This window comes from Gimesia sp. (assembly GCF_040219335.1).
Taxonomy (GTDB): Bacteria; Planctomycetota; Planctomycetia; order Planctomycetales; family Planctomycetaceae; genus Gimesia.
The window spans coordinates 1-23,634 of record NZ_JAVJSQ010000028.1 but is presented as its reverse complement, the minus strand read 5'-3'; the positions used below and the strand labels follow the sequence as shown (position 1 = coordinate 23,634).

Below are 23,634 nucleotides of genomic sequence, written 5' to 3'. Positions count from 1 at the left end.
AACAGAATTGACCATACTTCATGAGCGAACAGCGGGAACCTCAACCACAACAGCGCAGCTGGCCCCGGCGTCTACTGAACCGAATGGAAGTCAACCGGGCCGTCTTTTATGCGCTGGTCAGTCGGGGCTGGCAGTTCGTATCAGGCCCGGTGACGATGTTGCTGATCGTCGCTTTTTTCTCCAGTGAATTGCAGGGCTATTATTATACCTTTGGTGCGCTGGTCGCGTTGCAGACATTTGTCGAAATGGGGATGCAGGTCGTAACTCTTTATCTGACGAGCCATGAATGGTCAAAGCTGGAAATCGACGAGCGAGGAAATCTGATCGGAGAAGAGGCAGCTCTCTCCCGGATGCGCAGTCTGGCGGCCCTGGTTCTTAAATGGTACAGCATCGCCGGACTGTTCTTTGTCGGAGGGATCGGCATCGCAGGTTACTGGTTCTTTCAGTCACAACCTGCAGATGGCGTTGACTGGCAGGGCCCCTGGTACTGCATTGTCGGACTCACCGCGCTGACACTCGTCGCCACTCCCTGCCTGACACTGCTGGATGGCTGTGATCAGGTTTCGGTAACCAATCGCTATCGCGCCTTTCAGAGTGTCACGGCCACCCTGGTTGTCTGGATCGCGATCTCCAGTGGCGCGGGACTCTGGACCAGTGTCGCCATCTGTGCCGTCCGCCTGTTCTGGGAACTCTGGTTGATTGGCGTGCGCTATCGACGTTTTTTTGCTTCCCTGCTGCCGGCACGCAGCGGCCCCGGCGTCAGCTGGTCAGAAGAGGTCTGGCCTCTACACTGGAAGCTGGCAATCCAGGCGATGGCAACCTACTTCACCAGTTCATTTGTGATTCCCCTGATGTTTGAATACCAAGGCCCGGAAGTCGCCGGCCAGCTGGGTCTGACCTGGACTGCCCTGATGACACTGCAAATGGCCGCCTATTCCTGGATGCTGAGTCGGGCGCCCCTGTTTGGTTCGCTGGTAGCCCAAAACAATCTCCAGGAATTCAAGCGGGTGTTCTGGCGTCTGTTTCAGGTCTCTACGCAGGTCCTGATTGCGGGAGGGACGCTATTCTGTCTGATCGTCTGGATCCTGCAACTGCTTCAGGGAACGGAACTTCCGGAGTCCTGGAGTGTTCTGCAGCCCCTCTGGGATCTGGTTCATAAATTACAGCGGCGGATTCTCCCTCTGTATCCGACGGTCCTGCTGGCACTCGCCCTGATTCCGATTCATATCGCCCAGTGTGTGATGGCGTATATCCGCCCCTTTAAGCAGGAACCCTTTCTGTTCCTCAATACCGGTTCGCAACTCATCACCGGAGGGCTGGTCTGGTACCTGGGAAAAACCTACGGACCGTTGGGCGCGGGCTGGGGTTTTCTACTGACTGGCCTGCTGCTGACCATTCCCGGATTTTTATTCATCCTGAAACGGTTTACTCAAAAACAGTTGTGATCCGGTGCGTGGTCCATTCGCTGCTTTACTCCAGAAATTTGTTGACAGATAGAATTCAGCCGTTTACCATCAGGCAATATACATGGATTCATTTATGTCATCTCTTATGGTCTCAAGTTTATACCTTTTCATTTCTGCATTTGATTGAGCCCATTGATTGCAAACCGGTTTCTGTCGGGCCAGTACATCAGGCTTTGAGACGGAGACGTTCTCGACGGTATTTCACCACTTGAACTGACAACGTACTTTCTCACTCACAGTCAGTGTCAACTGCTTTCACCTGCGCATTGAAGGAGTCTGTTATGCGAGCATTATTCATTGTCACTTCTATTTGTCTGATGTGCTTTGGCACGACGCCACCGATCACTGCCCAGTCAGAAGATAAGCCGGCCAAGCCAACCTTAAAAACGGTTAACTGGCCTGTTAAATTCACAGTTAAGCAAAAGCAGGCAGCGGTTCCACAACAGGTCGTTAAGGTCAAACAGCCGTTCTATCCGGAACTAAATCCCCGCGTACAGCAAATTCAGGATGCTCTCAATACCAACACGAGAGCCAACTTTCCCAATGTCCCCCTCACTCAGGCACTTAATGAAATCCAGAAGCAGCATGGCATTAATATGTATGTCTCGGGATCAGCATTGAAAGAACTCGGAATCACTGCCGATGAGCCTGTTAATGTTTCCCTGCATGGGGTATCTCTCAAATCGGCGTTAAAAATCATTCTGGAGCCGCTGGGACTGGCCTATGAAATTGACCAGGAAGTCCTCAAGATCACCACACAGGCAGAAGTCGACCGCCATCTGATAACGCGGATTTACCCGGTCGGCATTCTGTGCCATTCTGCTGAAGAATACGAAGCCATCGAAAAAGCGATCGGCACTGCCTGTCGGCCGAACATCTGGGCCCGACGTCAACGACTCTCGGCCCAATCCCAGGTCATGAGCACTCCTGCACCATCGCCTTTCGCTGCACCAACTGGAGTGCTCAGTTCTTCCATCACGGCCGTCCCCCAGTGCCAGGCTCTGGTAGTCAATGAGACCGACGAAGTACATGAGAAAATCGTGGAACTGCTCACACAATTGCGGCAGGTTCGTCAGATTCAGATGAGAGCAGTCCCGGAAACGAATTGAAGTTCAGTCAGTCAATTACCCCTGAAAATCAATAGGAGTAAGGCATGTTACAAACTGGAAAACGCAGAATGACCTGGACACTGCTGGGACTCCTTGCAGGTGGATTATTAGTTACAGCCCAGGCTGAAGACAAAGAGCAGACCAAAGCCAGGCAGGCTAAAAAACCGGCTCCGCCGGCGGTTGCCTCCGATTTAGCGACAGCAACAGCACTAACGGCCCCGACAAAACAGATCTTTTTTCCCGCACTCACAAAGTTTGAAAAAGAGTTTCAGGAAAAGCTTAACGAAACGGTCACCGCGGAATTCGTAGATGCCGCTTTGAGCGATGTCATCACGTTTTATCAGGACTCTACGGGCATCAACTTTGTGATTTTTGCAAACGATCTGGGACAGGATGGACTGACGACTGATGAGCCGGTCAACATCTCTGTCGAGAATATTTCGCTCAAAACAGCCCTCGATCTAGTTTTGGAGCCGATCGGTCTCACGTACGTCCTCGATCGGGATGTGGTCAAAATCACAACCCGGGGTAGGGCTGAAGACATGTTAAAAACACGCGTCTATCCGGTAGGCGATTTATGTCAGACCCCCATCGACTATCTGATGCTGGAATCGGTCATCAAAAACACCAGTGTGGGCAGATGGCGGACGCTGAAAAGTGAAGTCACCCCCAGTCAGCAGGCGGGGGGTGGATTCGGTGGCGGTGGTGGTATGGGTGGCGGCGCTGGGGGTGCTGGAGGCGGTTTCTTCCAGGTTTCCGATCAGCAGGGCATGAATGCAGTACTGGGAGCCAGTCTGTATCACGATGACGATGGCGGAACCATCTCGATCGTGCCGCAAAGCAAAGCCCTGGTTATCTGCCAGACTTACCATGCTCACAATGCAATCGTTGAACTGTTGACTCAGCTCCGGGAAGCGCGTGATGTGAATTGATCAAGTCAATTTGAATCTCTCATGGAATTCGTTTAAAGATAGTATGGAACGAAACCACACTCATTCAAAACAGGAGATTAAGATGACAGTTTATAAGCGTCGCAAGATCCGATGCGCCGCACTGGCAATGCTCGTCGGCAGCATCGTCGTTTCCGGCTGGTCCATCAGTCTGGCTCTGGGAGATAAAAAATCATCCAGGCAGGTAACCAGTTCAGCCGATAAGAACATCGCTAAAAAAACGACTCTGAAACAATCGTTTTACCCCGCATTGACGGCACGCGAGGAAAACCTGGAGGCGGCACTGCAGGCAGAGACAGAAGCCAATTTCCCGGAGATTCCCCTGGATGAAGCTATGACTTTTTTCAGTGACCTCCACAATGTTCCTGTTGTCATCCAGGCCCAGGACCTGGGAGCAATTGGATTAACGCCCGCAGAGCCCATCGACACTCGGCTCAAAAACATCACCCTTGATAATGCGTTGAAACAGATTCTGGATCCCCTCAATCTGACCTACGTCGTCGATCGGGATTTGATCCTCATCACATCACAAGCCAAAGCCAGTGCAACCTTCAAAACGCGCGTTTATCCCGTGGGTGATCTCTGTCAGACGGATGATGATTACCAGGCCCTGATTGCAGCCATTCAGAAAGCAAATCTTGGCATCTGGGAACGCACTGGGAAATCATCTCAGGCAATCAATTCGGCTCAGAACAAAAAGGGAACTCCTAACTCTGACAAAGATAACGGATTTTTCAACATCCAGGGAAGCGTCATCGTAGAAGTCGCCAGCCCGCTGCCGGGTGGTACCTCAGGTGGAAAACACAATTCCAGCAGTACGCATCCGAACTACACAGGAACGATTTCGGCGGTACCTCATTCCAAATCTCTGGTCATCAGTCAGACGTACCATACCCACAAGGCAATCGTAGAACTGTTAACCCAACTCCGGAAATCTCGAGCTGATCAAAGAGGCAACTAGTTAGAGAGCGGCATAAGAAAACAGGAAGCGGACCGAGGGGAGCAGCCCGCTTCCCAGGGTGACCTATCTTCCTCCGTTGGGAGTGCGGCTCATAATATAGGAAAACAGGTCTTTGACTTCCTGATCGCTCAGGTTCTTGGTCAGACCATCCGGCATCAGGGAGAGATCGAGGGCCTTGAGAATCTCGATCTCGTCCTTATTGATCAGCACTGTCTGCCCTTTGACATCACGCAGGGTAATTGTCTTTGTCGTCTGTTCGTCAATCAGACCGGTCACGGTACGCCCGTCATCGGTCACCACCAGGAAGTTGGTAAACTCCTCGCGGATCGCGGCACTCGGATCGACAACCGCCAGCAGCATGAAGTTCAGGTTATCCCGTTCATATCCGGTCAGCTTGGGACCGGCTTTGCCCCCTTCACCATACAGGGTATGGCAGACCGCACACGTCTTGTTAAACAGAACTTTACCTGAAGAGAACTGCCCGCCACCGGCTTTCACCAGACGTGCCACCCGCTGCATTTCCTCCTGTTTTTCTGCAGGAGTGCTGCCACGAACCTTACCCCAGTGTTTCTTAATGCTGGCTTTGATGTCGGGATCGTCGTGTAATGCCATCTGCTGCACCACATCCAGCGGGATCGTATTCGCTTTAATGCGCCAGGCATCCACTTCATTCAGAAACTGTTTGCTCCATGCTTTACGACTGGCCAGCACACGTTGCGCGGTACCCCGCACATCGTGCTCGTCCAGCAGCGTACTGTGATAGCGGGCCAGAATGCTCTTACCGATACTCGGATTCTCAAAGTTCATCAGCGCCTGCAACGCCACCCGTTTGAGTGAATGGGTATCGGAGCCGGTCAGTGAAAGAATCGATGTCAGCGGGCCGATAGCCGCTTTCGTTTTCAGCTGTCCCAGAATCTCGATGTAGGTCAGCCGTGTCGGCCGGTCTGCATTTTTGTCTGCGATGATTTTCAAGGCGCGACTGGTCGCATCCTTATCACCCAGACGCAGCGCCAACGCGAGATCGGTTTCCCCCAGGCTCTTCTGATACTCTCCCAGACCTTTACTGAGGTCTTCGGGCAGGTTCGTAATTTTCTGACCGCGGAAGGCTTCCAGCATCCCCACCATCAGTTTTTCCTTGTGTTGATCGGAGGGAGCCAGCTTAAGCAGTTTGGCACACATCGCATAATTCTCATCGCCGCCTGCCATCGCGTACCGCTGCATGATCCGTTCCAGAATCACATCCTGGACCATCTTAACCTGCCAGAACTCGGGCTTGGAAAACAGCTTCAGGACGGCTTCCCGATCCGAAGTCGCTTTGCTCTCCAGTGACCACCAGAGTAACAATGGAATATGCAGGTCTTCCTGATCTTCTTCGCGTTGCAGCAGGACTTCGGTAATCGCCAGTCCTGATTCCGCGGGGAAGCGTTTGGCTGATGATGCCAGCTGTGAACGCACCTCAGCATAGGGCTCAGTCTGCGCCAGTTCCACGAGGGATTTCGTCAGCTGTTTTGATGCCTGGTGTCGATCGCCGAGCAGACGGATCGTCCAGCGACGCACGTGCTGATCGCGGTGTCCCAGCAGGTCCAGGGCGAGTTCTTCATCGAACGCGCCGAGTTGATTCAAGGCCCATAATGCTTCCAGAGCCCGATCGTCGCTGTCGCTTTTCGCAATCTTCAACAGGGCTGGCACCATCGACTGGTCACCCCGTTCGCCGATCACCTGCACGGCTTTCTGCCGGAACCACTTATTCGAATGGCCCATGGTTTCGATCAGTTCGGCATTGGTCTGCTTAGACAGATCAAAGGGTTTCACTGGTTCAAAGTTTTTCGGTTTGAGACGATAGATCCGGCCACTGGTTTTGTGCCAGTTGTCGCGGGGATCCACGTGTGTCAGGCGGCTGTCATACCAGTCCGCCAGGTAAATACAGCCATCTGGGCCGACCTTGATATCCACTGGTCGGAACCAGCGATCCTGCGTGAGCACAATCGGCGGCAGATCTTCTGTTCGATACGTAGACGTATCCGGAATCAGGTTGCTGGCCATCACGCGGTTATGCAGTGAATTGGCCGCAAAGACCGCCCCATTATATTTGGGCGGGAAAATTCCCCCTTCGTAGATTGAGAAAGTCTGGCTGAAACGCTCCTGGTAGCCTTTGTGCCGCATGTGTTCGTAATAGCCGAAGGCGTACGGGTTCGTCAGTGGACCATGTTTACCCCAGTTCTTCTTGGCATAGCCTCCCTGGGCGTAATGCATACCGCGGGTTCCCCCGTTATTGGTACCCGAGAAGACACGTCCCTTGGAATCGATTTCCAGGCTGAACGTATTTCCGCCCCCTTCCGCGAAGATCTCGAAGATTTTCGTTTCGGGGTGATACCGCCAGATCATCTGGCCTTTGAAGTGCAGTCGCTTCGTGACTTCCGAACTCACTGTTCCCGTAGAAGTACTTCCGTTGGCGCCGTACAACCAGCCATCGGGTCCCCACTTGATGCTGTTCGCTACCGAGTGGGTGTCTTCCAGACCGAAACCCGAGAGATGCACTTCGGGATCGCCGTCCGGTATGTCATCGCCATTCGCATCGGGATAGAAGAGCAGATAAGGAGGATTCAAAACCCAGATGCCCCCTTTGCCCACCGTGACAGCAGAAACAATATTCAGTCCGGTAATCACATCTTTGATTTTATCGAAGGTGCCGTCTCCATCCGTATCTTCCAGCACCGAAATCTTATCCGCCCCCTTCACATGATTCGGCGGAGCCTGGGGGACTTTATCGAAGACTGCTCGCAGATACTGATCGTACTTGACGACCTTCAAGCCCGCAGGGAACGGATACTGCAGATATTGCACAACCCACATCCGCCCCCGATGGTCAAAGCTCATATACAGCGGTTGCATCACTTCGGGTTCCGCGGCGATGGTTTCCATTTCAAAGTCCTGCTGAACCTGAAACAGTTTGACCGCTTCGGCGGGCGGGGTTGGATCCGATTCATCACCGACTTCCCCACGCCCCTTGAACGACTTCATGACCTTGTCGACCTGCTCGTTTCCAGCCAGATCCTGCTTGAACCGGTCACGGCTGATCTTGCCTGCCACGTCGACCTGTGGCGGTTCTTTTTTCAAACACCAGTAGATTGCATTCACCAGCGTGTGCGTAAAAGTATTGATCTCAAAATCGCCAGGATGTCCCAGAGAGGTATAGAAAACGCGTGACTTCTTATAATTGTTCGTCCAGGTGACCGGCATCTGTACCGGCTGTCCTTCGACGTTCGAAAGTCCCCGCAACAGAGTCTTGGTTGAGCTTTTCAGGTTGATGCTCTTATACATGGAGCCTTCGCTGCGGAAGTATTTATTGCGGACAGTCGCCATGATTGGGTCCTGCTCGGCCCGCAACTGGGTGGTGACATCAGTTGGTGTTTTATTGCCGAAGTCGCCCGCGTATTCGCCCCCCAGAACTTCCTTGTCAAACTCTTTCCATTCCACATATCCCTCGGCCGGCTTTCCTTTACTCAACGCAAACCCATGGCTCGAAGTACGGAGGGCGACCAGTGGCTTGCCGGCATTCAGGTAATCCTGAATGAGTTTCATCTGGGCAGTCGGCAGAGTCTTGCGGCGGACACTCAAAAACAGCAGATCCGCTTCTTTGATCGCTTTCAGGTCGGAAAAGGAGTTTGGATCGTCCTTGTCCGGAAAGATAAACTGCGTGCGAAATCCGAGTGGCTGCAGATGTGCTTTGGCAAATGCGGGCAGACTCTCGGCCGTCTTGTAGCCCTCTTCCCCGATCATAAACAGAATCAGCGGATGATCTTCAGGACTGGCAGCCTGCTGTTTTGGGGAATCTTTCTCTTCACCTGAGAGGGAGAAAAACGTCAGTCCACAAAACAGCACGAAGGCACTCAAGGTACAGACAGACTTCAGAGAGGCTCGATTCAGCATGGGGAATTTCTTTATGCGGGACAAAAATAAAGGAAATTAACTAATTGAATTTCTTCATCATAACAGCCCCTTCGAGGCTCTGTCACCCGACAATAGTATTTTTTTGGAAAGAAGCGCTGGCATGCAATCCCTATCAGATGCATACCACGGCTGGATGGCGTAAGTTCTGATATCGTTATTGTTTATCAGAAGGTTTCGTCGATGAATCAGTGGCGGGCTGTTCCTGATAATGATGTACGACCAGGCTTCCCGAACGAAAGGCAATCGGCAGGCTGAAGGGAAACTTCGCTTTCAGATGTTCCGGAAACGCCGGTGGGTAAGCATTGGGTCCCTCCGGCCCGATCTCTTTCGCCTGACTGACCAGCAATCCTCCCGCCATCAGATTCGACAGCACAAATCGCTGCGGACTCTCGCGCAGGGCTTTAAAAATCAGCGGTCGCCGGGAAGGATAAAACTCAATGTAACTTTGCGTATAGACAAACCGTGTCGATGGTTCCAGCCCCAGAGACAGATAGAGATGAACCATATCATTGCTGAAGCAGGTCACCTCGCGATCCTGGGTCTGTTGCGACTTGAGAAACTCAGCCACGTGTTCCATGTCTTCCCAGTCCGGATAAGGAATCCGCGCCAGTTGATTTCGAATTTTGCCAGTACTTCCCTGCTCCAGGCAGGCGCTCCACAGGCGCAGATAAGCAGGTTTTGTCACGGGCGAATAAATCAACGCCATGACTAGAAAACTACCGGTCAGCAGCCAGCGGGTCAAACGGGCACGCCGGGTACAATGGAACGCGTAGACCAGCAGAGACAAACCCAGCAACAGAGGTGGAAAATGAACATAATCAAAGGGATGCTGAAGCAGTACCACCTGCAACAACCAGGCCACATAGAGTGCTGACAGCAAACGCAGACGGAGCGCTGTCTGGGCTGATCGCTGTGGATCCTGTCTGATCAGCAGAACTATCGCTGCAGGGACCGCTACCAGGTGAATCAGAATATAAGGGAAGAAGCGGGCCACCATGTTGAGAATAATATAACGTAGATTGCCGAAATTCCCTTCCGCCAGGTACTCCCGGTTCCAGTCCAGTTGCATTTCGAGAAACCAGGGTAAGGTCTGTGTGAAGTACAACCAACTGAGTCCCAGTGCGCCTGCGATCAAGCCTCCCGTCAACAGTCCGCCGAGATCCTTCCAGACTTTCGCTCTTAAATCGGAACTCGTAAGCGAACAGAGCCAGACAGCCAGCGCAGGAATTACCACGTGTGGCTTGAGCCAGACCCCGGCTCCCCAGACCAGCCCTTCCAGAAGTCCATACAGAAACAGTGTCTTACCGGCTACCGCCGCCTGAGTACTGCGCTGTATCTGGGCCCAGCGCAGATTCAACGCCGCTGCAGCGGGCAAGAGCAGCCAGAGATCACGCTGCACGTGACACCATTCGGAAACCGAGTAGTAAGCCAGGAACAGCAGGAAGGCGAGCTGAAAGCGGACACCCGTAACGAGCCGGGTCAGCAGAAATACCGTCAAACTGAAGACCAATAGATCAAAAGCCCGCAACGCTTCTGTACTCCAGCCGAACAACGATCGGACTGTGATGTGCACCCAGACCACGCCGGGGAAATTCGGTTCGACCATATCACGATAGAGCATGCCGCCGCGCATGACAGTGCGGGCCTGCAAATCATAGTAGGAAACATCATTCGTCACCGGCATACAGATCAATTGCGGTGTCGCTGCGATGACCAGCAGTATCAAAGCCGCCAGCGAGAGTGTGGACGTATTCCAGAACGTACCTCGATCAGTATTTTCTACTGTGGTCGCTTGTGTGGCGGCGGTGTTCATCATTTTGAGAATCGATTTAAAAACATCAGGCTTTGCAAGTGCATGGCGATCGGTGATAATCGTGTGTGCCATCCTAAGCAGGCAGGAAGACCATTCACCAGATTTATTTATGGAACTCAACTGGAATGTCGCGAATTTACCAGCTTCTGTTCAGCATTTGCTGGCTGTTCGGCTGCTGGCTGGCCATGATGGGCCTGCATGAACTGGGACACGTGCTGGGAGGCCTGCTGACCGGAGGCGAAGTGGCGCGGGTTGTGTTGCATCCCCTGGCAATTTCCCGAACCGATCTGGCCGTGAATCCTCATCCTGCAATTGTCGTCTGGGCCGGCCCCCTGATCGGCGTCCTCCTGCCGTTGGTACTCTTGATCGCAGTTCGACTGGCAAACTGGTCGCAAGCGGGACTCGTCCAGTTCTTTGCCGGCTTCTGTTTGATTGCCAACGGCGCATACATCGCCGGTGGTGCCCTGGATGGCATCGGTGATTGCGGCGTGATGCGGCAGACCGGATCGCCCCTCTGGCTGATGTGGGGCTTCGGACTCATGACCGTTCCCGCAGGCTTCGTGCTCTGGCATCGGCTCGGTTCAATCCGCGACTGGTGGCAACATCCGGAACGCACCTCGGAGCAGAGTGCCTGGATCATGCTGCTGACCGTCATGACACTCCTCGTTCTGATGGTCTGTTTTTCTGCACAATAACCGTTTCCGGTTTGCTCCTCGTCTCTGCTTTCTGATATCTTGGAACGATCACTTCCATGATATCTTCGGGAGCATCCACTATGTCCACGCTGCTGAATCGTCGTCAAATGCTGGGAGTCTGTGCTGCCGGCGCTTCAACTTTGTGTCTGCCCTCACTCACCCGGGCGCAGCAGGCCAAAACCAAAATGAAAACCTTTACCTTCAAAAAGGTGGGGAATCTGGAAATCAAGGCCGACGTGCACCGGGCCGATGATAACCAGACGCGGCCCGTCATGGTCTGGTTTCATGGCGGTGCACTGATTGTCGGGCATCGGGGGGGCGTGAGTGGCCGCGTTCTGAAAGACATGCTGAATGCCGGCTATACCGTGGTCTCCTTTGACTACCGGCTGGCCCCCGAGACGAAGCTGCCCGAAATCATAGCTGACCTCGAAGACGGATTTACGTGGCTGCATGAGAAAGGCCCCGCCCTCTTCAATGTCGACACCAGCAAAGTCGCGGTCTCCGGAGGTTCCGCGGGTGGCTGTCTGACGATGATCGCCGGTTATCGTGCCCAGCCCCGGCCCACGGTTCTCGTCCCGTTCTGGGGCTATGGTGACCTGATCGGCGACTGGATCGGCAAGCCCAGTCCGCATGACAGACATCAGACGGACATTACGAAAGCAGAAGCGCTGCAACAGGTGGGCGACGGAGCGATTGCCGACTCGCGTGAGAGTCAGAAAAATCGAGGGGAGTTCTATAAGTACTGTCGCCAGCACGGAACCTGGCCGCAGGCAATCTCCGGCTGGGATCATCACCGTAACCCCGAAAAGTTCTATCCCTACATGACGCTGAAAAATGTAACGAAAGACTACCCCCCCACGCTGATGGTACATGGGACCAAAGACACCGATGTCCCTTACGAGCAGTCGACTCTGATGGCCAAACAGCTCAAACAGCATGGAGTGGAGCATCAACTCGTCACGATTCCCGGAGGCGAGCACGGTCTGGTCGGCGGTGATCCCAAACTGATTGAAGCCGCCTACCAGCAGGCCTTTCAATTCATGCACGAACGGATGAGCTAAACATACCCAGGAAATTTCGAGATGGCTCAGGCAGATTTGAATTATACCCCGGTGGCACCTCAGGCCGTCCTCTCCCTGATGCTGGGAGTGTCCTGCACTTTGGGGCTCTTCTTTCCCTGGCTGGCGCTACTCGCTATTCCAGGGCTCGTCCTGGGGCTGCTTGCACTGAAATCAATAAGTCATTATGAGCTCAGTGGCCATCAACTCGCACGCAGGGGTATCCAGCTCTCACTTTTATTTGGAGCCCTCGCACCCGTCTGGCATCTGACCTGGTACGAAATCCGCTTTCACTCAGAGGCACTCTCTGGTTACACTCGGATCGACTTCGCTGCTGTTACAAAGAACAGAATACACTCTGAGAAAATATGGGAATCACTGCTCGGACAGCCGATCTGCCTGAAAGGCTTTGCAGAGCCGCGCAGGGGAGGCCGCCTCAGCCTGTTTCGCATGTCAGCTCAGATGCTGCCGTCTTCTTTCGGAAGCCAGCCCGATCCGCAAAAGACAATTATGGTCCAGCTACCGAAAGGAAAAACCTGGGAGTGGCGGCACCAACCAATCGCAGTCTCCGGCACACTGGTTCGCAACCCGGATGCCGAAAATGCCCCCGATGCGCCTCGCTTCCTGTTGAAACAAAGTACCGTCTTGCCAGCTCTGACTTCCGATCATTTTCAGGGACCGTTTTCAGGAGGGCGAGGCTGTTGAGAACCCTGCATCTTAAAAAGGACAGAGTATGAACTCACGTCTGCCTGATGCCTTTCGTGCCTTTGCTGTGCCGGAGTGCCGGGAAACATCTCCCCTGTATTGTTGTCTGACGGAAGCGATTGCCACGGATGCGGAAGTGCTGGAGATCGCCAGTCAGGCGCGGGACGGACAGCCAGTTCCTAATCTCCTCTTCGCTGCTGTCCAGTATCTACTGGTTGCCAACCCGGTTCATCCGCTGGCAGAGTACTATGCGACCTGCACTGCAGAACCCAAAGATCCCTCAGACGCCTTCCCGCTGTTTAAAGATTTCGTACTCACTCATCAAAATGAAATCATCGAACTGCTGCAGACACGACTCGTGCAGACCAATGAAGTCCGCCGCTGTGCCTGTCTGTACCCCGCGTTCATGTACGCGCTGCGGCACTTTGCCCCTCAACCGCTGGCCCTGCTGGAAATCGGTTGCAGCGCTGGACTGAATCTGCTCTGGGACCGCTATCGCTACGCCTATGATGACAGCGGTAAAATCTATGGAGATCGCGAATCACCGACGCTGATCACGTCTGAATTTCTGGGAAAGCCATCTGCAGGGCTCGAAGACTCCCTGCCTTACGTCACGCACCGCATCGGCATCGACCTGCATCCGATCGATGTTTCTATTCCCGCAGAAGTCAACTGGCTGCGGGCCCTCATCTGGCCCGAACAGCACGAACGCCGTCAGCTGCTGGAAGCCGCGATCCGACGACAACAGGGGATCGAACTCGACCTGCGCACCGGCGACGGTTTTACAGACATCTGCTCCATCGCTGCAGAGATTCCCGCGGACTCCCTGCTCTGTATCTTCCATACGCATGTCGCCAACCAGATCTCGCCAGAGCAAGGGAATGCGTTTCTGGAAACGATCCGCGAACTGGCCCGGCAACGCGATCTCCTGCACCTGTATAACAATCTGCCTGACGCCCATTTAAGGTTACAGGTATTCCACAAAGGAATTCTCACCCGACAGATACTCGCCAACACCGACGGACACGGCCGCTGGCTGGAATGGCTGGCGTAAAGATACTGTCAGTGATTTGACCTTATCAAATATTCTCGGAAAGAAACTTCGTTATGGAGACACAAGGCCGCATCGTCATCGCCGGAGGTACCGGGTTCCTCGGATTGAATCTGGCCCGCTATCTGACCGGACAGAATTATGAGGTCACCATTCTCGGCCGACATCAGCCACAGACGCAGGGCGACTGGCGATATGTGAGCTGGGATGCCCGCTCTCTCGGATCGTGGGTCAGCGAACTGGAACAGGCGGCCGCTCTGGTGAACCTTGCCGGCCGCACAGTCGACTGCATCAAAACGCCAGACCACTGTGATGAAATTCTCCGCTCGCGGGTCGAAGCAACTGACGTACTGGGGCAAGCAGTTCGGCAACTCGCAGCACCGCCGCCGGTCTGGGTGCAGATGTCAACGGCCCACCGCTACGGCGATCCTCCGGAATTTATCTGCGATGAAGACTCCACCTTCGGCTACGGACTCGCGCCCTTCGTCGCACAGGAATGGGAAGCCGCCTTCCAGCGCGCTGTTCTCCCCGAAATGCGGCAGGTCATTCTTCGCACCAGCTTTGTCATCGGCCGTGACGGGGGAGCACTCCAGCGGCTTTCGAAACTGGTCCGCTGGGGACTCGGAGGCACCGTCGGACACGGACGACAGGGCATGAGCTGGATTTACGAGCAGGATATGAATCGCCTCTTTTATAGAGCCATCACCAATGAAACCATGCAGGGAGCCTACCTGGCCACCGCTCCCGAACCGGTTTCGAATGCCGAATTCATGCGTGCTCTGCGAAATGCTTTGAAGATGCCCATCGGTCTCCCTGCACTGAGTTGGATGGTACGGCTGGGGGCGCCGCTGTTGATGCGTACCGATCCCGAACTGGCACTCTACGGACGTTATTGTATTTCGCGACGTCTGAAAGAAGAGAATTTCGAATTCCAGTTTCCTGATCTGGATTCTGCGCTGCAGAACATCTACGATAAAACTTCCAGCTGACACACAATACAGAGCACAGCCACGCATTCAATTCACCCGACCGTTGCAGGGAGTTACCCATGACCATCGAAACAGAGCAGGACCTCAAAGCTTTAAGAGAAATCGGCAAAATCGTCGCCCTGACTCTGCAGGAGATGATGAACCAAACCGAGGCCGGCATGACCACGGGCGAACTCGATCTCATCGGTAAAGCGCTGCTGGAACGCTACGCAGCGCTTTCCGCACCCAAAGTTACCTATAACTTCCCCGGCTACACCTGCATCAGCATCAATGAGGAAGTCGCTCATGGAATTCCCGGCAGTAGAATCATCCAGCCCGGCGATGTGGTGAATATTGATGTGTCTGCGGAAAAGAATGGCTACTTCGCAGACACCGGAGGCACCCTGATCGTGCCTCCCGGCAACTCGATCAAAAATCGGCTGATTGAATCCACGCAACTCGCCCTCCGCGAAGCCTGTAACCGCGCTCGCGCAGGGCGTCCGTTGAATGGCATCGGCAAAGCGATTCAGCAGGTTGCGAAACGAACCGGATTCGAGATTATCAGAAATCTCTGCAGCCACGGCATCGGACTCGGCCTGCACGAAGAACCTGCCGAGATCCCCGGCTATTATGTGCCCAGCGATAAAAGAAAGTTGGAGGCAGGAATGGTCATCACCATTGAACCGTTCCTGTCCACAACAAACCGCTTTGCCAGAGAGACCGACGATGGCTGGACACTGGCAGGCAGGCAACACAGTCTCTCGGCTCAGTTCGAGCACACGCTGGTCATCACCAAAGAGAAACCGATTCTGTTAACGCTCGTCTGAATCAGGACACCTGACAGACTTCAGAAACCAATTCTCTACCACTCAGGCAAACCCGTTTCCCTGAATCTATTCGCAGTAAAACAGGACAGACTTCAAAAGATTCACGTCTTGCACAAATCAGACAAACTGCACTCGCGCCACATTGTCAAGACTTATGAAACGAAGCTGCAGAATCACAACCAACTATGATTAAATAAGATACAGACCAGAAGTCTCGCACTGCTTTCATAACCTGCAGCTGAATCCCTCCCTCTGTCACTGTACGTCCTTTCGTTTAGGTATTTTAATAAATAACGATAATTATGCTGGCTCTTCGATTCTGACTCCGGTTAATATGTTAAGAATATAAAAACCTCTTTAAGAAACTAACTTACAGATTCGACAGTTTTCCGATCGATTCTGAACTGCCTCGCGTTTTTTTCTTTCACCGGAACTGGAGTTATCTATCGATGCTGAAGTCATCCAAAACACAACGGGGATTTACCCTCATCGAACTGCTGGTGGTCATCGCTATTATCGCGATTCTGATCGCCCTCCTCTTGCCCGCTGTCCAGCAGGCACGTGAAGCAGCTCGTCGCTCGACCTGCAAAAACAACTTGAAGCAGATCGGCCTGGCACTGCACAATTACCATGACTCCTATCAGACGTTTCCAATCGGCTCGCAGGTTTCCTACTATCGCGCTAACTGGCGATCTTCGATTCTGCCTTTCATCGATCAGGCTCCTGCCTACAACAAACTCATTCCGGCGGCCTACTCTCAACACGGCTTTGCGGCCGGCAGCGGAAACTCTGCCTCCGGCTATAACACCGAAAATGCCGTGCTGAATAATCTCTACATCCCCATCTACAAATGTCCGTCCAGCACCGCGGATGCCTTCTACACTGGCACCAGTCCCGTTTCCAACAACGGTACGACCTCCCCGAACTCGGCTCTCGGAAAAGAAACCGGTATGACCATGGACTACGTGGGCATCAGCGGTTCTTACCTGAATGCCGCCCCCTACAGCTCCGGTTGTGGCGCTGCTTACGGCGGTTACTGGTGTAACAACGGAATGATGCAGATCGGCAAAGTCTCCCGCATGCGTGACTGTAAAGACGGAACCTCGAACACCATGGTCATCGCTGAAGATTCCGGCCTGGTAAACAACAGGGATTACCGCAGCAACTACTACGGAGGCTGGGCAGGACACATTGGACTGACCAGTTGGGGAACCGGCGTGAATACCATCCGCTACAGCCCCAATCCTTCCACCGCACCTGCGGGGGGAGACCAGACTTACACCCCCAACAACCCGCTGACCTCCGAACACGTAGGCGGCGTGCATGCGCTGCTCGGCGATGGTGCCGTACGGTTTCTCTCGAATAACATCGATATCGAAACCCTCCGCAGACTGGGTATGCGTAACGACAACTTCGTGCTCGGCGAATTCTAATTCGAATCTCTGACAATGCACCATAACCTGAACTTCTGAAAATCCTCAACAGCCGATGCACGTGCCAAACGACATCGGCTGTTGACATAAAGTGACAACCGGAGAAACACCACTATGCTCAAACTCTCTCGACTGACTCTCTGCCTCATGCTGACCGCGCTGCTGACCGCCTGCGGATCCAGCGTCGAGGAAGTCCCCACAGGTACCGTCAGCGGGACCGTGACCCTCGACGGGAAACCGCTTTCCGGTGCACGCGTCAATTTCATTTCCGGAACCGCAGGGGCAGGCGCCTACGCCGATCTTCAGCAGGATGGCACCTATGCCATTTCCGAACCGATCGCCGCCGGTGATTACAAAGTCTATCTCTCCTCCCCCGGACTGGGAGATGCCCCCCCGGATGAATCGGGAAACCAGGATCTCAAAAACGCTCTCAAAGACGTCCCACAGAAATATCAGAGCGATCAGACCACCGAACTGCAGACCGTGATCAAGGAAGGCGAGAACACCTTCGACATCGATCTCAAGCCCTGATTCATTGATTTTCAATTTTCTTAACAACACTGATTTTTTCCGGGAGTTTTTTTGATTTCGTGTATTTCTCGAGTGTATACTGTTAATCAGGTATGAGAGCTGGTTGTCTCATAACGCGGTGAAAGGAAACAGCTGCCCGCAGACAACCCTCGTTCCTGAAACCAATTGATTCATGTTTCTGGTGGAGAAAACAGACATGTCGATCATTACGACGGGCCACATCTTCCTGAAACGGCCCTATGAAGTCGCCAACGCGACAGCGCTCAAACAGGTGCTCCAGGAACAGGGGGGTGAACTGCATGGCTCCTCTGACGAACGTTACTGGGAACTGATCAAGCATCAGCTCATCATCACCATCAAGGTCCAGCCCATCACAGAGCTGCTCGACCAGTGCCAGACCGAGCTCAATCTCCTCGGACTCGCCCCCGATGATGTTCCCGAGGTCATTACCGTAGAAGGCCTGATGGAGTCCGTCGATCTCTGTCAGTCGATCACCGACCAGCTCGCCTCCTCTCTCGCCGGAGTGACCGGCGGTGCGGAACACTGCCACTGAGCGGATTTGATTTTTAACCGGATTGTGTAGCTCCCGGGCTCTGAATTGCCATGGGTTCAGGGGAGGTGCCACCATTATTTTCAAATCCTCTTTCTTTTATTTTTCATTTTTTCTACACACAACCGATACCTCATCGCTATAATGAGTGTTTGATGAAGTGAAGCTCGCCCCAGATTCCTGCCTGATTCAAGACTGTAACCCATTCCTGAAACCAGTTGAGTGGTACCTCTACAGCTGTGATCTAGCGATCGCTTTCTTTCTGCACAGCACGTATTACCTCCCTCTATTTTGAATGCAGGTACACCATGTTTCAAATTAGCGCTCGCGCTCCGTTTGCGCTGACCTTAATCGGTTGCTCTCTCCTCGTCGGCTGCTTCGGCGGCTCAGCAGAACACATCGAACGCGCCTCCGTTTCCGGTACCGTCACCTTGGACGGCAAACCGCTGCCCGCAGGCAATATTCTCTTCGTCCCCGATGTCGATGCCTCCGGCAACCCCCTGCGTGGGAAAGCCGTTCAGGCGACCATCACCGACGGAGCCTATAAGATTCCCGCCGAACAGGGTCCCGCCGTCGGGAATAATAAAGTCCAGATCACCGCAACCCGTAAGACCGGGAAATTTCAGGAGTCGGACGGCCAGAAAATCGAGATCGAAAAACAGTATCTCCCGGCCAAATACAACGCCAGCACGACCCTGAAACAGGACATCGCGGCCGGCGAAAACACCGCTGACTTCACCCTGGAAGCCAAATAACATCTTCTTTCGATCGTTCACTGAAACTCTTTCAGATTTTTTTTCAATACCCTTCTAGTAGATGGATCAATCAAACTATGAAAGCGCTTTTGTCTAACCGTCGTCGGGGCTTCACCCTCATCGAACTGCTGGTCGTCATCGCCATTATCGCCATCCTTATCGCTCTGCTCCTTCCCGCCGTTCAACAGGCACGCGAAGCGGCCCGTCGCTCCACCTGTAAGAACAATCTGAAGCAGATCGGTCTGGCCCTGCACAACTACCACGACACCTTCGGCACATTCCCCCCCGCAACCATCCGTCGTCAGGGTGCCACCACAGAATGGGAAACCAGCATGATCAGCTGGCAGGCCCGTATTCTGGCTTCCATGGACCAGGCTCCTCTCTACAATCAGATCGACTGGAGCATCGAGCCCGGTAGAACAGGTACCAACGCCACAGCCATGAACAATGAACTTCCTGCCTACCGCTGCCCCAGTGACCCCGGTAACCGTGGCACCACAGGCCAGTCTGGCTATGGACCAACCAACTACGTCACCTGTACTGCAGACTCCGGTGGCTACGCAGCCGGCGGATCGACCTACCAGAACAATGGTCGCTCAGTCATGTTCCTGAACAGTAAAACTCAAATCCGGGACATCGAAGACGGTACATCCAACACCATGATGGTCTCTGAATGCGAAGTCGGTAGCGCGTTTGCCAACGTCAACGCCACCTCTGGTACTGTCTGCACTGGATCAGCCACAACCAAGACCCGGGGTTTCTCCTGGTTCTACGCCCAGTCGATGCCCGCCTGGAGCTTTACCACTCTGGTGGGACCGAACACAGATCTTCTTGAATGTGCTCAGAGCACCGGCGGTTCCGCACTGCTGGGAGCCCGCAGCAAACACGTCGGCGGTGTGCACACTCTGTTCTGTGACGGACGCGTGCAGTTCATCTCCGAAAATATCAACCTCGGTACCTGGCAGGACCTGGGTCACAAATCAGATGGTAACATCATCGGCGAATACTAAGCCCGAGCGACGACCATCTTAAGAAAAGACACGGCCAGGGAAAGCCCTTTTTCCCTGGCCGTTTTTTCATGCCCTGATCTTACATCTCCCCCTCAGTCTCCCTTGGGAATCACGGGCAGCAGAATATGCGAAGGATGTTCCGCATCGTGATACACCGTGTTGATCGCAGTCTGCTTCAACCGATTGTCATTCAATGGCTCCCCCGTATTCGGGTTCACGTCAAACCGTGGAAAGTTACTGCTCGAAATATCCACGCGAATCCGATGCCCCTTCTTGAATACGTTCGATGTCGGATACAGCTTGATCGTCACCGGATAAATCTCGCCCGGCTCCATCAGCTTTTCTTCCTTCAGTGAATCGCGGAACCGCGTTCGGATAATCCCGTCGCCGATATTCAGATCAAACCCGCCCGGGAAGTCACTGCTCGGCGGATACACGTCAATCAGCTTCGCCGTAAAGTCGGTGTCGACAGCAGAGGAGGAAATCCAGAGTTTCACTGCCAGTTCTCCAGTGACTTCCAGATCCTCTTTCAGAGGTTCCGTCTGAAAGACCAGCACATCATCGCGGGCCGACAGCGGTGTCGGATGCGTGAAATTCCAGATCTTCTCGCTCCCCTTCTGATCCCAGCCCCCCTGCACCAGGATGTCATTTCCGCTGGAAATGTTCCCCCCGATTGTCGGCACCGGATTCTCTGGATCGAACAGCAGGCTGGTCTTCGCAGTCTGTACTTCAGGAGCATCAGTCGCCAACCCGTCTGCAGGTTGCAGATGAAACTTGGTGTAAACGGTCCGTTCCAGTGGCCACTCCTGCTCGTTCCGCCAGTAGCCGCCATGATTCAGTTTCCCGTCTACGGTCTTCGAACCATCGCCGGTTCCCATCACGAAAATCCGCACCGGAGTTTCAAACGGAGCTGCTTTCCCGACACTGTTCTCCTTCCCCTTCAACCAGTGATCGTACCACTCCTTCCGCCAGCCCAGTGGATCCGCGATCGCAGCCGCTTTCCCAAACGTCACCTGACCGTGTGAGTACGCTCCCTGCTGCCCGTGAATCCAGGGCCCCATGATCATATACACGGGACCTTTGATCGTTTTCGACAGCACCTGAAAATTGGCCGTGTTATTGCTGCTCCACGAATCGTACCAGCCACTCACCAGGTACACCGGAATGTCTTTGTACTTCTCCGGGTAATCGATGATGTTGTTCTGAATCCAGAAGTCATCGTTGGCCCCATGCTGCATCCCCGCGACCAGCCAGTCTTCGTATTCCGAAGCCAGCTTCAGCGGCGTCATCCCTTTCCGCAACGGCAGACGATGCAGATACTCCATCCGGTTCTCAGCCATCTCCTTCAGCACAGTCGCGGTTCCCGCATCATGTGACTGACGGCTCCCTTTACCCGCATTCAGATAGATCCAGTTCCAGAACCGCAGCTCAAACGCCCCTCCGTTCCGCATGCTGGCATAGCCCAGGTTCGACATCGCATCCACCGGAATCACGGTCTTCAGCTCAGGAGCCTTCTCCATCGCCAGCGCGTGCTGAGTTCCCCCCACATAGGAAGTTCCGATCATCCCGATCTCCGCATTCGACCAGGGCTGCTCACCAATCCACGCCGCCGTGTCAACACCATCCCGACCGTCATCGGTCAACATGTGCCACACCCCCTCCGACGCATAACGGCCCCGCGTATCCTGGGCCACGAACGCATACCCGTGCGAAGCGTAATACATACCCGACGTCTTACACCCGTTCTTGTTATAGGGACGCCGCTCCAGAATCGTCGGCAGTTTCCCGTCCAGTACATCCCCATCTTCCACCGGCAAATAGACGTCCGTCGCCAGCTTGACTCCGTCCCGCATCGGCACCATCACATTCTTCCGCACTTCAACCGCATACGGCCCTCGCTCTGCCGCCAGTGCAGGCAGTGTGGAAATCAGTAACGCGAAAACAAACAGAGTCATTCCAGCCAGGGAACGGTGGAGAGGACGACAGGCAGGCATGGTTTTATTCCTTCTTCAGGAGGCAGGCAGCATCAACAGCGTAATGCAAAACATGATTAAGAAATCCTTACCAGCAGGCTACTTGCCCGCACCAACGTTGTCAATCAATGACAATAAACACCCCCAATCCTTCCGTAGGGCGCGGACCCATGTGTCCGCCCGCCTCGCGACTTTCCAGCCCATCCAACTTCTGAAGGAAATTCATAACACATCCTCGTGAGCGGCAAGGCGCTACCCGCCGGTAATTAGTGTTGACTACTGACATCATCAGGTAGCCAACGCAATCCCACTCCGAACACAACGGGTAAGCCCGAATGCAATTCGGGCCGAGCGCAGCGAGCAGGAAACGGTCAGCACAAAATTACGAACGCTCCTCAGAACCTCTCCTTTTCGAAATAGTTCAATATCCCACCCCACCTGAAAACCTCCCCACTGAACCTCCCGCACTCCCCACTGAACAGACTCCCCTTGATCCACGCCTCCCGAATCGTAAGCTACTTCCCCTCTGGCTCGCGCGCGAGGCGGGGCGACGCCCACCGGCACAGTCGCCACCAGTGCCCCACATCCACCTGAACCTCCGCCGCTTTTCACTCTGTTTCCACCGAAACATTCTGAACCAATGCAAAATGTTCCCTTCCCCAAGTTCAGGGCAAACCAGGACACACCTCGGCCAGACGAGGACAAAATCCCGGACACACCAGGACAAAATCCGGCCACATCGGGACAAAATTTTGTCTTGACGCCCCCGTCCCCTTCCGGAAAATTCAGTTTCATCACTACGAACTTTCGAATTAAGAAATCGATCAACGGATACCATCTGTCGGCTTGTCCGACAGTACCGATCATCATCAGGTTCTGCCACTTTAAATCATGCATCATCGGGTACTCCAGAAAATCATCCGGGATTACGTTCGCAACAGGAGGACACAGCGCAGACAGACAATCTCGAATCAGCACACCCACTCCCACCGTAGCTGGTGGTGGTGCACCGCTCAGGCGACTGTACGGGATAAGGCATGAGAGAAGCGAGTGGCGATCCAGCTACAAATCGGTCTTTAGGACCAGGGTGCGGCACGATCTGACACTCGCCACCAATGCTTCCCGCCTTTAAAGGCGGGAAGCATTGGCTTTGTTTGTCTATCAAAACAAAGTACTGCAGACAGTCAAGAGCAGATACAAGGGTGCGGCCCTGTGTGGCCGCCCACCTCTCGAAACTCTCTACAGTCCAACCTCTGATGGAAATTCATCTAACACTCCCCTGTGAGCGGAATGGCGCCAGCCACCGGTAATCAGGATCAACGCTGAATCTTTTACCGGCGGCTGGCACCTTACCACACATTAAACTGGAATAGCCCGACTGCAAATCGAGCCGTATCTTTGCGTAACGCACCACGCATCCTACACATCGGCACCAGCAGAACCAGTCCACATCAACCAGTGAAAATCAGACACCACACCAGCCGCACGAACCTCTCCCCACCGACGCCTACCTGGCCCGCCTCAAAACCGCCTTCGCCGACAACTGGGAACAATATTGGGAATAACCGGCGCGTATGCACTATAATGCAAATGATCAGAACCAAGTGGTTACCTTCGAGTTTCGGGTGGCACTGTTGGCTCGCCCAACAGTGATCAATATACGCTCCTAACAGAATCTGAGCGGCACGGCGCTAGTAACTCCGCTCTTAAGTTCGTTCTCACCAGAAAGAATATTTACGCCGTCTTCCTGTTTTTTGTAGACCACCAGATTACTGGTGACAAAAATGCTCTTCCGAGGTCTGATGAGGAATCTCACCTCACCCACCAG

General features: G+C 53.9%; 19 protein-coding genes. 15 read left to right on the top strand and 4 right to left on the bottom strand.

The features are described 5' to 3' along the window. Positions 1 to 20: 20 nt before the first annotated feature. From RID21_RS21170 to RID21_RS21155, 4 genes are all read left to right on the top strand, one after another. The gene (locus tag RID21_RS21170; RefSeq protein WP_350192334.1) at positions 21 to 1,445 is read left to right on the top strand and encodes a polysaccharide biosynthesis protein; all 1,425 of its coding nucleotides are present in this window, start codon (positions 21 to 23) and stop codon (positions 1,443 to 1,445) included. A gap of 302 nt (positions 1,446 to 1,747) precedes the next feature. Then, positions 1,748 to 2,575: a hypothetical protein gene (locus RID21_RS21165; protein ID WP_350192332.1), complete on the top strand. Its 828-nt coding sequence runs from the start codon at positions 1,748 to 1,750 to the stop codon at positions 2,573 to 2,575. A 44-nt stretch (positions 2,576 to 2,619) separates the two neighbouring features. After that, entirely contained in the window at positions 2,620 to 3,507 is an 888-nt protein-coding gene (locus RID21_RS21160) for a hypothetical protein (RefSeq protein ID WP_350192330.1), read from the top strand. Positions 3,508 to 3,589: 82 nt separating this feature from the next. Continuing rightward, a complete protein-coding gene (locus tag RID21_RS21155; protein WP_350192328.1) occupies positions 3,590 to 4,486 on the top strand; it encodes a hypothetical protein in 897 nt (298 codons plus the stop codon). Between the two features lie 63 nt (positions 4,487 to 4,549). Here the strand turns inward: RID21_RS21155 and RID21_RS21150 are convergent, their stop codons facing one another. Next, the gene (locus RID21_RS21150) at positions 4,550 to 8,416 is read right to left on the bottom strand and encodes a PVC-type heme-binding CxxCH protein (RefSeq protein ID WP_350192326.1); all 3,867 of its coding nucleotides are present in this window, start codon (positions 8,414 to 8,416) and stop codon (positions 4,550 to 4,552) included. 175 nt (positions 8,417 to 8,591) lie between these two features. Then, entirely contained in the window at positions 8,592 to 10,253 is a 1,662-nt protein-coding gene (locus RID21_RS21145) for a hypothetical protein (RefSeq protein ID WP_350192324.1), read from the bottom strand. A gap of 122 nt (positions 10,254 to 10,375) precedes the next feature. On the opposite strand from RID21_RS21145, the gene RID21_RS21140 reads away from it, so the two are divergent. The 11 genes from RID21_RS21140 (at position 10,376) to RID21_RS21090 (ending at position 19,833) form a co-directional block, all read left to right on the top strand. Further along, positions 10,376 to 10,945 (top strand): hypothetical protein, encoded by a 570-nt coding sequence (locus RID21_RS21140; protein WP_350192322.1) that lies wholly within the window; start codon positions 10,376 to 10,378, stop codon positions 10,943 to 10,945. An 80-nt stretch (positions 10,946 to 11,025) separates the two neighbouring features. Then, the gene (locus tag RID21_RS21135; protein ID WP_350192320.1) at positions 11,026 to 12,006 is read left to right on the top strand and encodes an alpha/beta hydrolase; all 981 of its coding nucleotides are present in this window, start codon (positions 11,026 to 11,028) and stop codon (positions 12,004 to 12,006) included. A gap of 21 nt (positions 12,007 to 12,027) precedes the next feature. Next, positions 12,028 to 12,708, top strand: a complete 681-nt coding sequence (locus tag RID21_RS21130) for a hypothetical protein (protein ID WP_350192318.1) — start codon at positions 12,028 to 12,030, stop codon at positions 12,706 to 12,708. A 28-nt stretch (positions 12,709 to 12,736) separates the two neighbouring features. Further along, positions 12,737 to 13,762 carry a DUF2332 domain-containing protein gene (locus RID21_RS21125; RefSeq protein WP_350192316.1) on the top strand — a complete coding sequence of 342 codons (1,026 nt, stop codon included), beginning with the start codon at positions 12,737 to 12,739 and terminating at the stop codon, positions 13,760 to 13,762. 53 nt (positions 13,763 to 13,815) lie between these two features. Continuing rightward, complete coding sequence (locus tag RID21_RS21120) at positions 13,816 to 14,748, top strand: TIGR01777 family oxidoreductase (protein ID WP_350192314.1); 933 nt, start codon at positions 13,816 to 13,818, stop codon at positions 14,746 to 14,748. Between the two features lie 59 nt (positions 14,749 to 14,807). Then, on the top strand, positions 14,808 to 15,554 hold the full coding sequence (gene map, locus RID21_RS21115; RefSeq protein WP_350192312.1) for a type I methionyl aminopeptidase: 747 nt from the start codon (positions 14,808 to 14,810) through the stop codon (positions 15,552 to 15,554). Positions 15,555 to 16,003: 449 nt separating this feature from the next. After that, the gene (locus tag RID21_RS21110; protein ID WP_350192310.1) at positions 16,004 to 16,987 is read left to right on the top strand and encodes a DUF1559 domain-containing protein; all 984 of its coding nucleotides are present in this window, start codon (positions 16,004 to 16,006) and stop codon (positions 16,985 to 16,987) included. 114 nt (positions 16,988 to 17,101) lie between these two features. Further along, entirely contained in the window at positions 17,102 to 17,518 is a 417-nt protein-coding gene (locus tag RID21_RS21105) for a carboxypeptidase-like regulatory domain-containing protein (protein ID WP_350192308.1), read from the top strand. A 196-nt stretch (positions 17,519 to 17,714) separates the two neighbouring features. Beyond that, complete coding sequence (locus RID21_RS21100; RefSeq protein ID WP_350192306.1) at positions 17,715 to 18,071, top strand: hypothetical protein; 357 nt, start codon at positions 17,715 to 17,717, stop codon at positions 18,069 to 18,071. Positions 18,072 to 18,376: 305 nt separating this feature from the next. After that, entirely contained in the window at positions 18,377 to 18,823 is a 447-nt protein-coding gene (locus RID21_RS21095; protein ID WP_350192304.1) for a hypothetical protein, read from the top strand. Between the two features lie 77 nt (positions 18,824 to 18,900). Then, positions 18,901 to 19,833, top strand: coding sequence for a DUF1559 domain-containing protein (locus tag RID21_RS21090; protein WP_350192302.1), 933 nt, complete (start codon positions 18,901 to 18,903; stop codon positions 19,831 to 19,833). A gap of 92 nt (positions 19,834 to 19,925) precedes the next feature. On the opposite strand, the gene RID21_RS21085 is transcribed toward RID21_RS21090, so the two are convergent. Together RID21_RS21085 and RID21_RS21080 are read right to left on the bottom strand one after the other, a co-directional pair. Then, positions 19,926 to 21,827 (bottom strand): CocE/NonD family hydrolase, encoded by a 1,902-nt coding sequence (locus RID21_RS21085; protein WP_350192300.1) that lies wholly within the window; start codon positions 21,825 to 21,827, stop codon positions 19,926 to 19,928. Positions 21,828 to 22,094: 267 nt separating this feature from the next. Continuing rightward, positions 22,095 to 22,706 carry a hypothetical protein gene (locus RID21_RS21080; RefSeq protein WP_350192298.1) on the bottom strand — a complete coding sequence of 204 codons (612 nt, stop codon included), beginning with the start codon at positions 22,704 to 22,706 and terminating at the stop codon, positions 22,095 to 22,097. Positions 22,707 to 23,634: the final 928 nt, after the last annotated feature.

Excerpts from the sequence above, each read along its gene's own strand:
- RID21_RS21125 (WP_350192316.1), top strand. The coding sequence starts at position 12,737 with ATGAACTCACGTCTGCCTGATGCCTTTCGTGCCTTTGCTGTGCCGGAG.
- RID21_RS21090 (WP_350192302.1), top strand. The coding sequence starts at position 18,901 with ATGAAAGCGCTTTTGTCTAACCGTCGTCGGGGCTTCACCCTCATCGAA.
- map (WP_350192312.1), top strand. The coding sequence starts at position 14,808 with ATGACCATCGAAACAGAGCAGGACCTCAAAGCTTTAAGAGAAATCGGC.
- RID21_RS21100 (WP_350192306.1), top strand. The coding sequence starts at position 17,715 with ATGTCGATCATTACGACGGGCCACATCTTCCTGAAACGGCCCTATGAA.
- RID21_RS21085 (WP_350192300.1), bottom strand. The coding sequence starts at position 21,827 with ATGCCTGCCTGTCGTCCTCTCCACCGTTCCCTGGCTGGAATGACTCTG.
- RID21_RS21160 (WP_350192330.1), top strand. The coding sequence starts at position 2,620 with ATGTTACAAACTGGAAAACGCAGAATGACCTGGACACTGCTGGGACTC.
- RID21_RS21110 (WP_350192310.1), top strand. The coding sequence starts at position 16,004 with ATGCTGAAGTCATCCAAAACACAACGGGGATTTACCCTCATCGAACTG.
- RID21_RS21145 (WP_350192324.1), bottom strand. The coding sequence starts at position 10,253 with ATGATGAACACCGCCGCCACACAAGCGACCACAGTAGAAAATACTGAT.
- RID21_RS21140 (WP_350192322.1), top strand. The coding sequence starts at position 10,376 with ATGTCGCGAATTTACCAGCTTCTGTTCAGCATTTGCTGGCTGTTCGGC.
- RID21_RS21095 (WP_350192304.1), top strand. The coding sequence starts at position 18,377 with ATGTTTCAAATTAGCGCTCGCGCTCCGTTTGCGCTGACCTTAATCGGT.
- RID21_RS21130 (WP_350192318.1), top strand. The coding sequence starts at position 12,028 with ATGGCTCAGGCAGATTTGAATTATACCCCGGTGGCACCTCAGGCCGTC.
- RID21_RS21135 (WP_350192320.1), top strand. The coding sequence starts at position 11,026 with ATGTCCACGCTGCTGAATCGTCGTCAAATGCTGGGAGTCTGTGCTGCC.
- RID21_RS21155 (WP_350192328.1), top strand. The coding sequence starts at position 3,590 with ATGACAGTTTATAAGCGTCGCAAGATCCGATGCGCCGCACTGGCAATG.
- RID21_RS21120 (WP_350192314.1), top strand. The coding sequence starts at position 13,816 with ATGGAGACACAAGGCCGCATCGTCATCGCCGGAGGTACCGGGTTCCTC.
- RID21_RS21165 (WP_350192332.1), top strand. The coding sequence starts at position 1,748 with ATGCGAGCATTATTCATTGTCACTTCTATTTGTCTGATGTGCTTTGGC.
- RID21_RS21080 (WP_350192298.1), bottom strand. The coding sequence starts at position 22,706 with ATGATGCATGATTTAAAGTGGCAGAACCTGATGATGATCGGTACTGTC.
- RID21_RS21170 (WP_350192334.1), top strand. The coding sequence starts at position 21 with ATGAGCGAACAGCGGGAACCTCAACCACAACAGCGCAGCTGGCCCCGG.
- RID21_RS21150 (WP_350192326.1), bottom strand. The coding sequence starts at position 8,416 with ATGCTGAATCGAGCCTCTCTGAAGTCTGTCTGTACCTTGAGTGCCTTC.
- RID21_RS21105 (WP_350192308.1), top strand. The coding sequence starts at position 17,102 with ATGCTCAAACTCTCTCGACTGACTCTCTGCCTCATGCTGACCGCGCTG.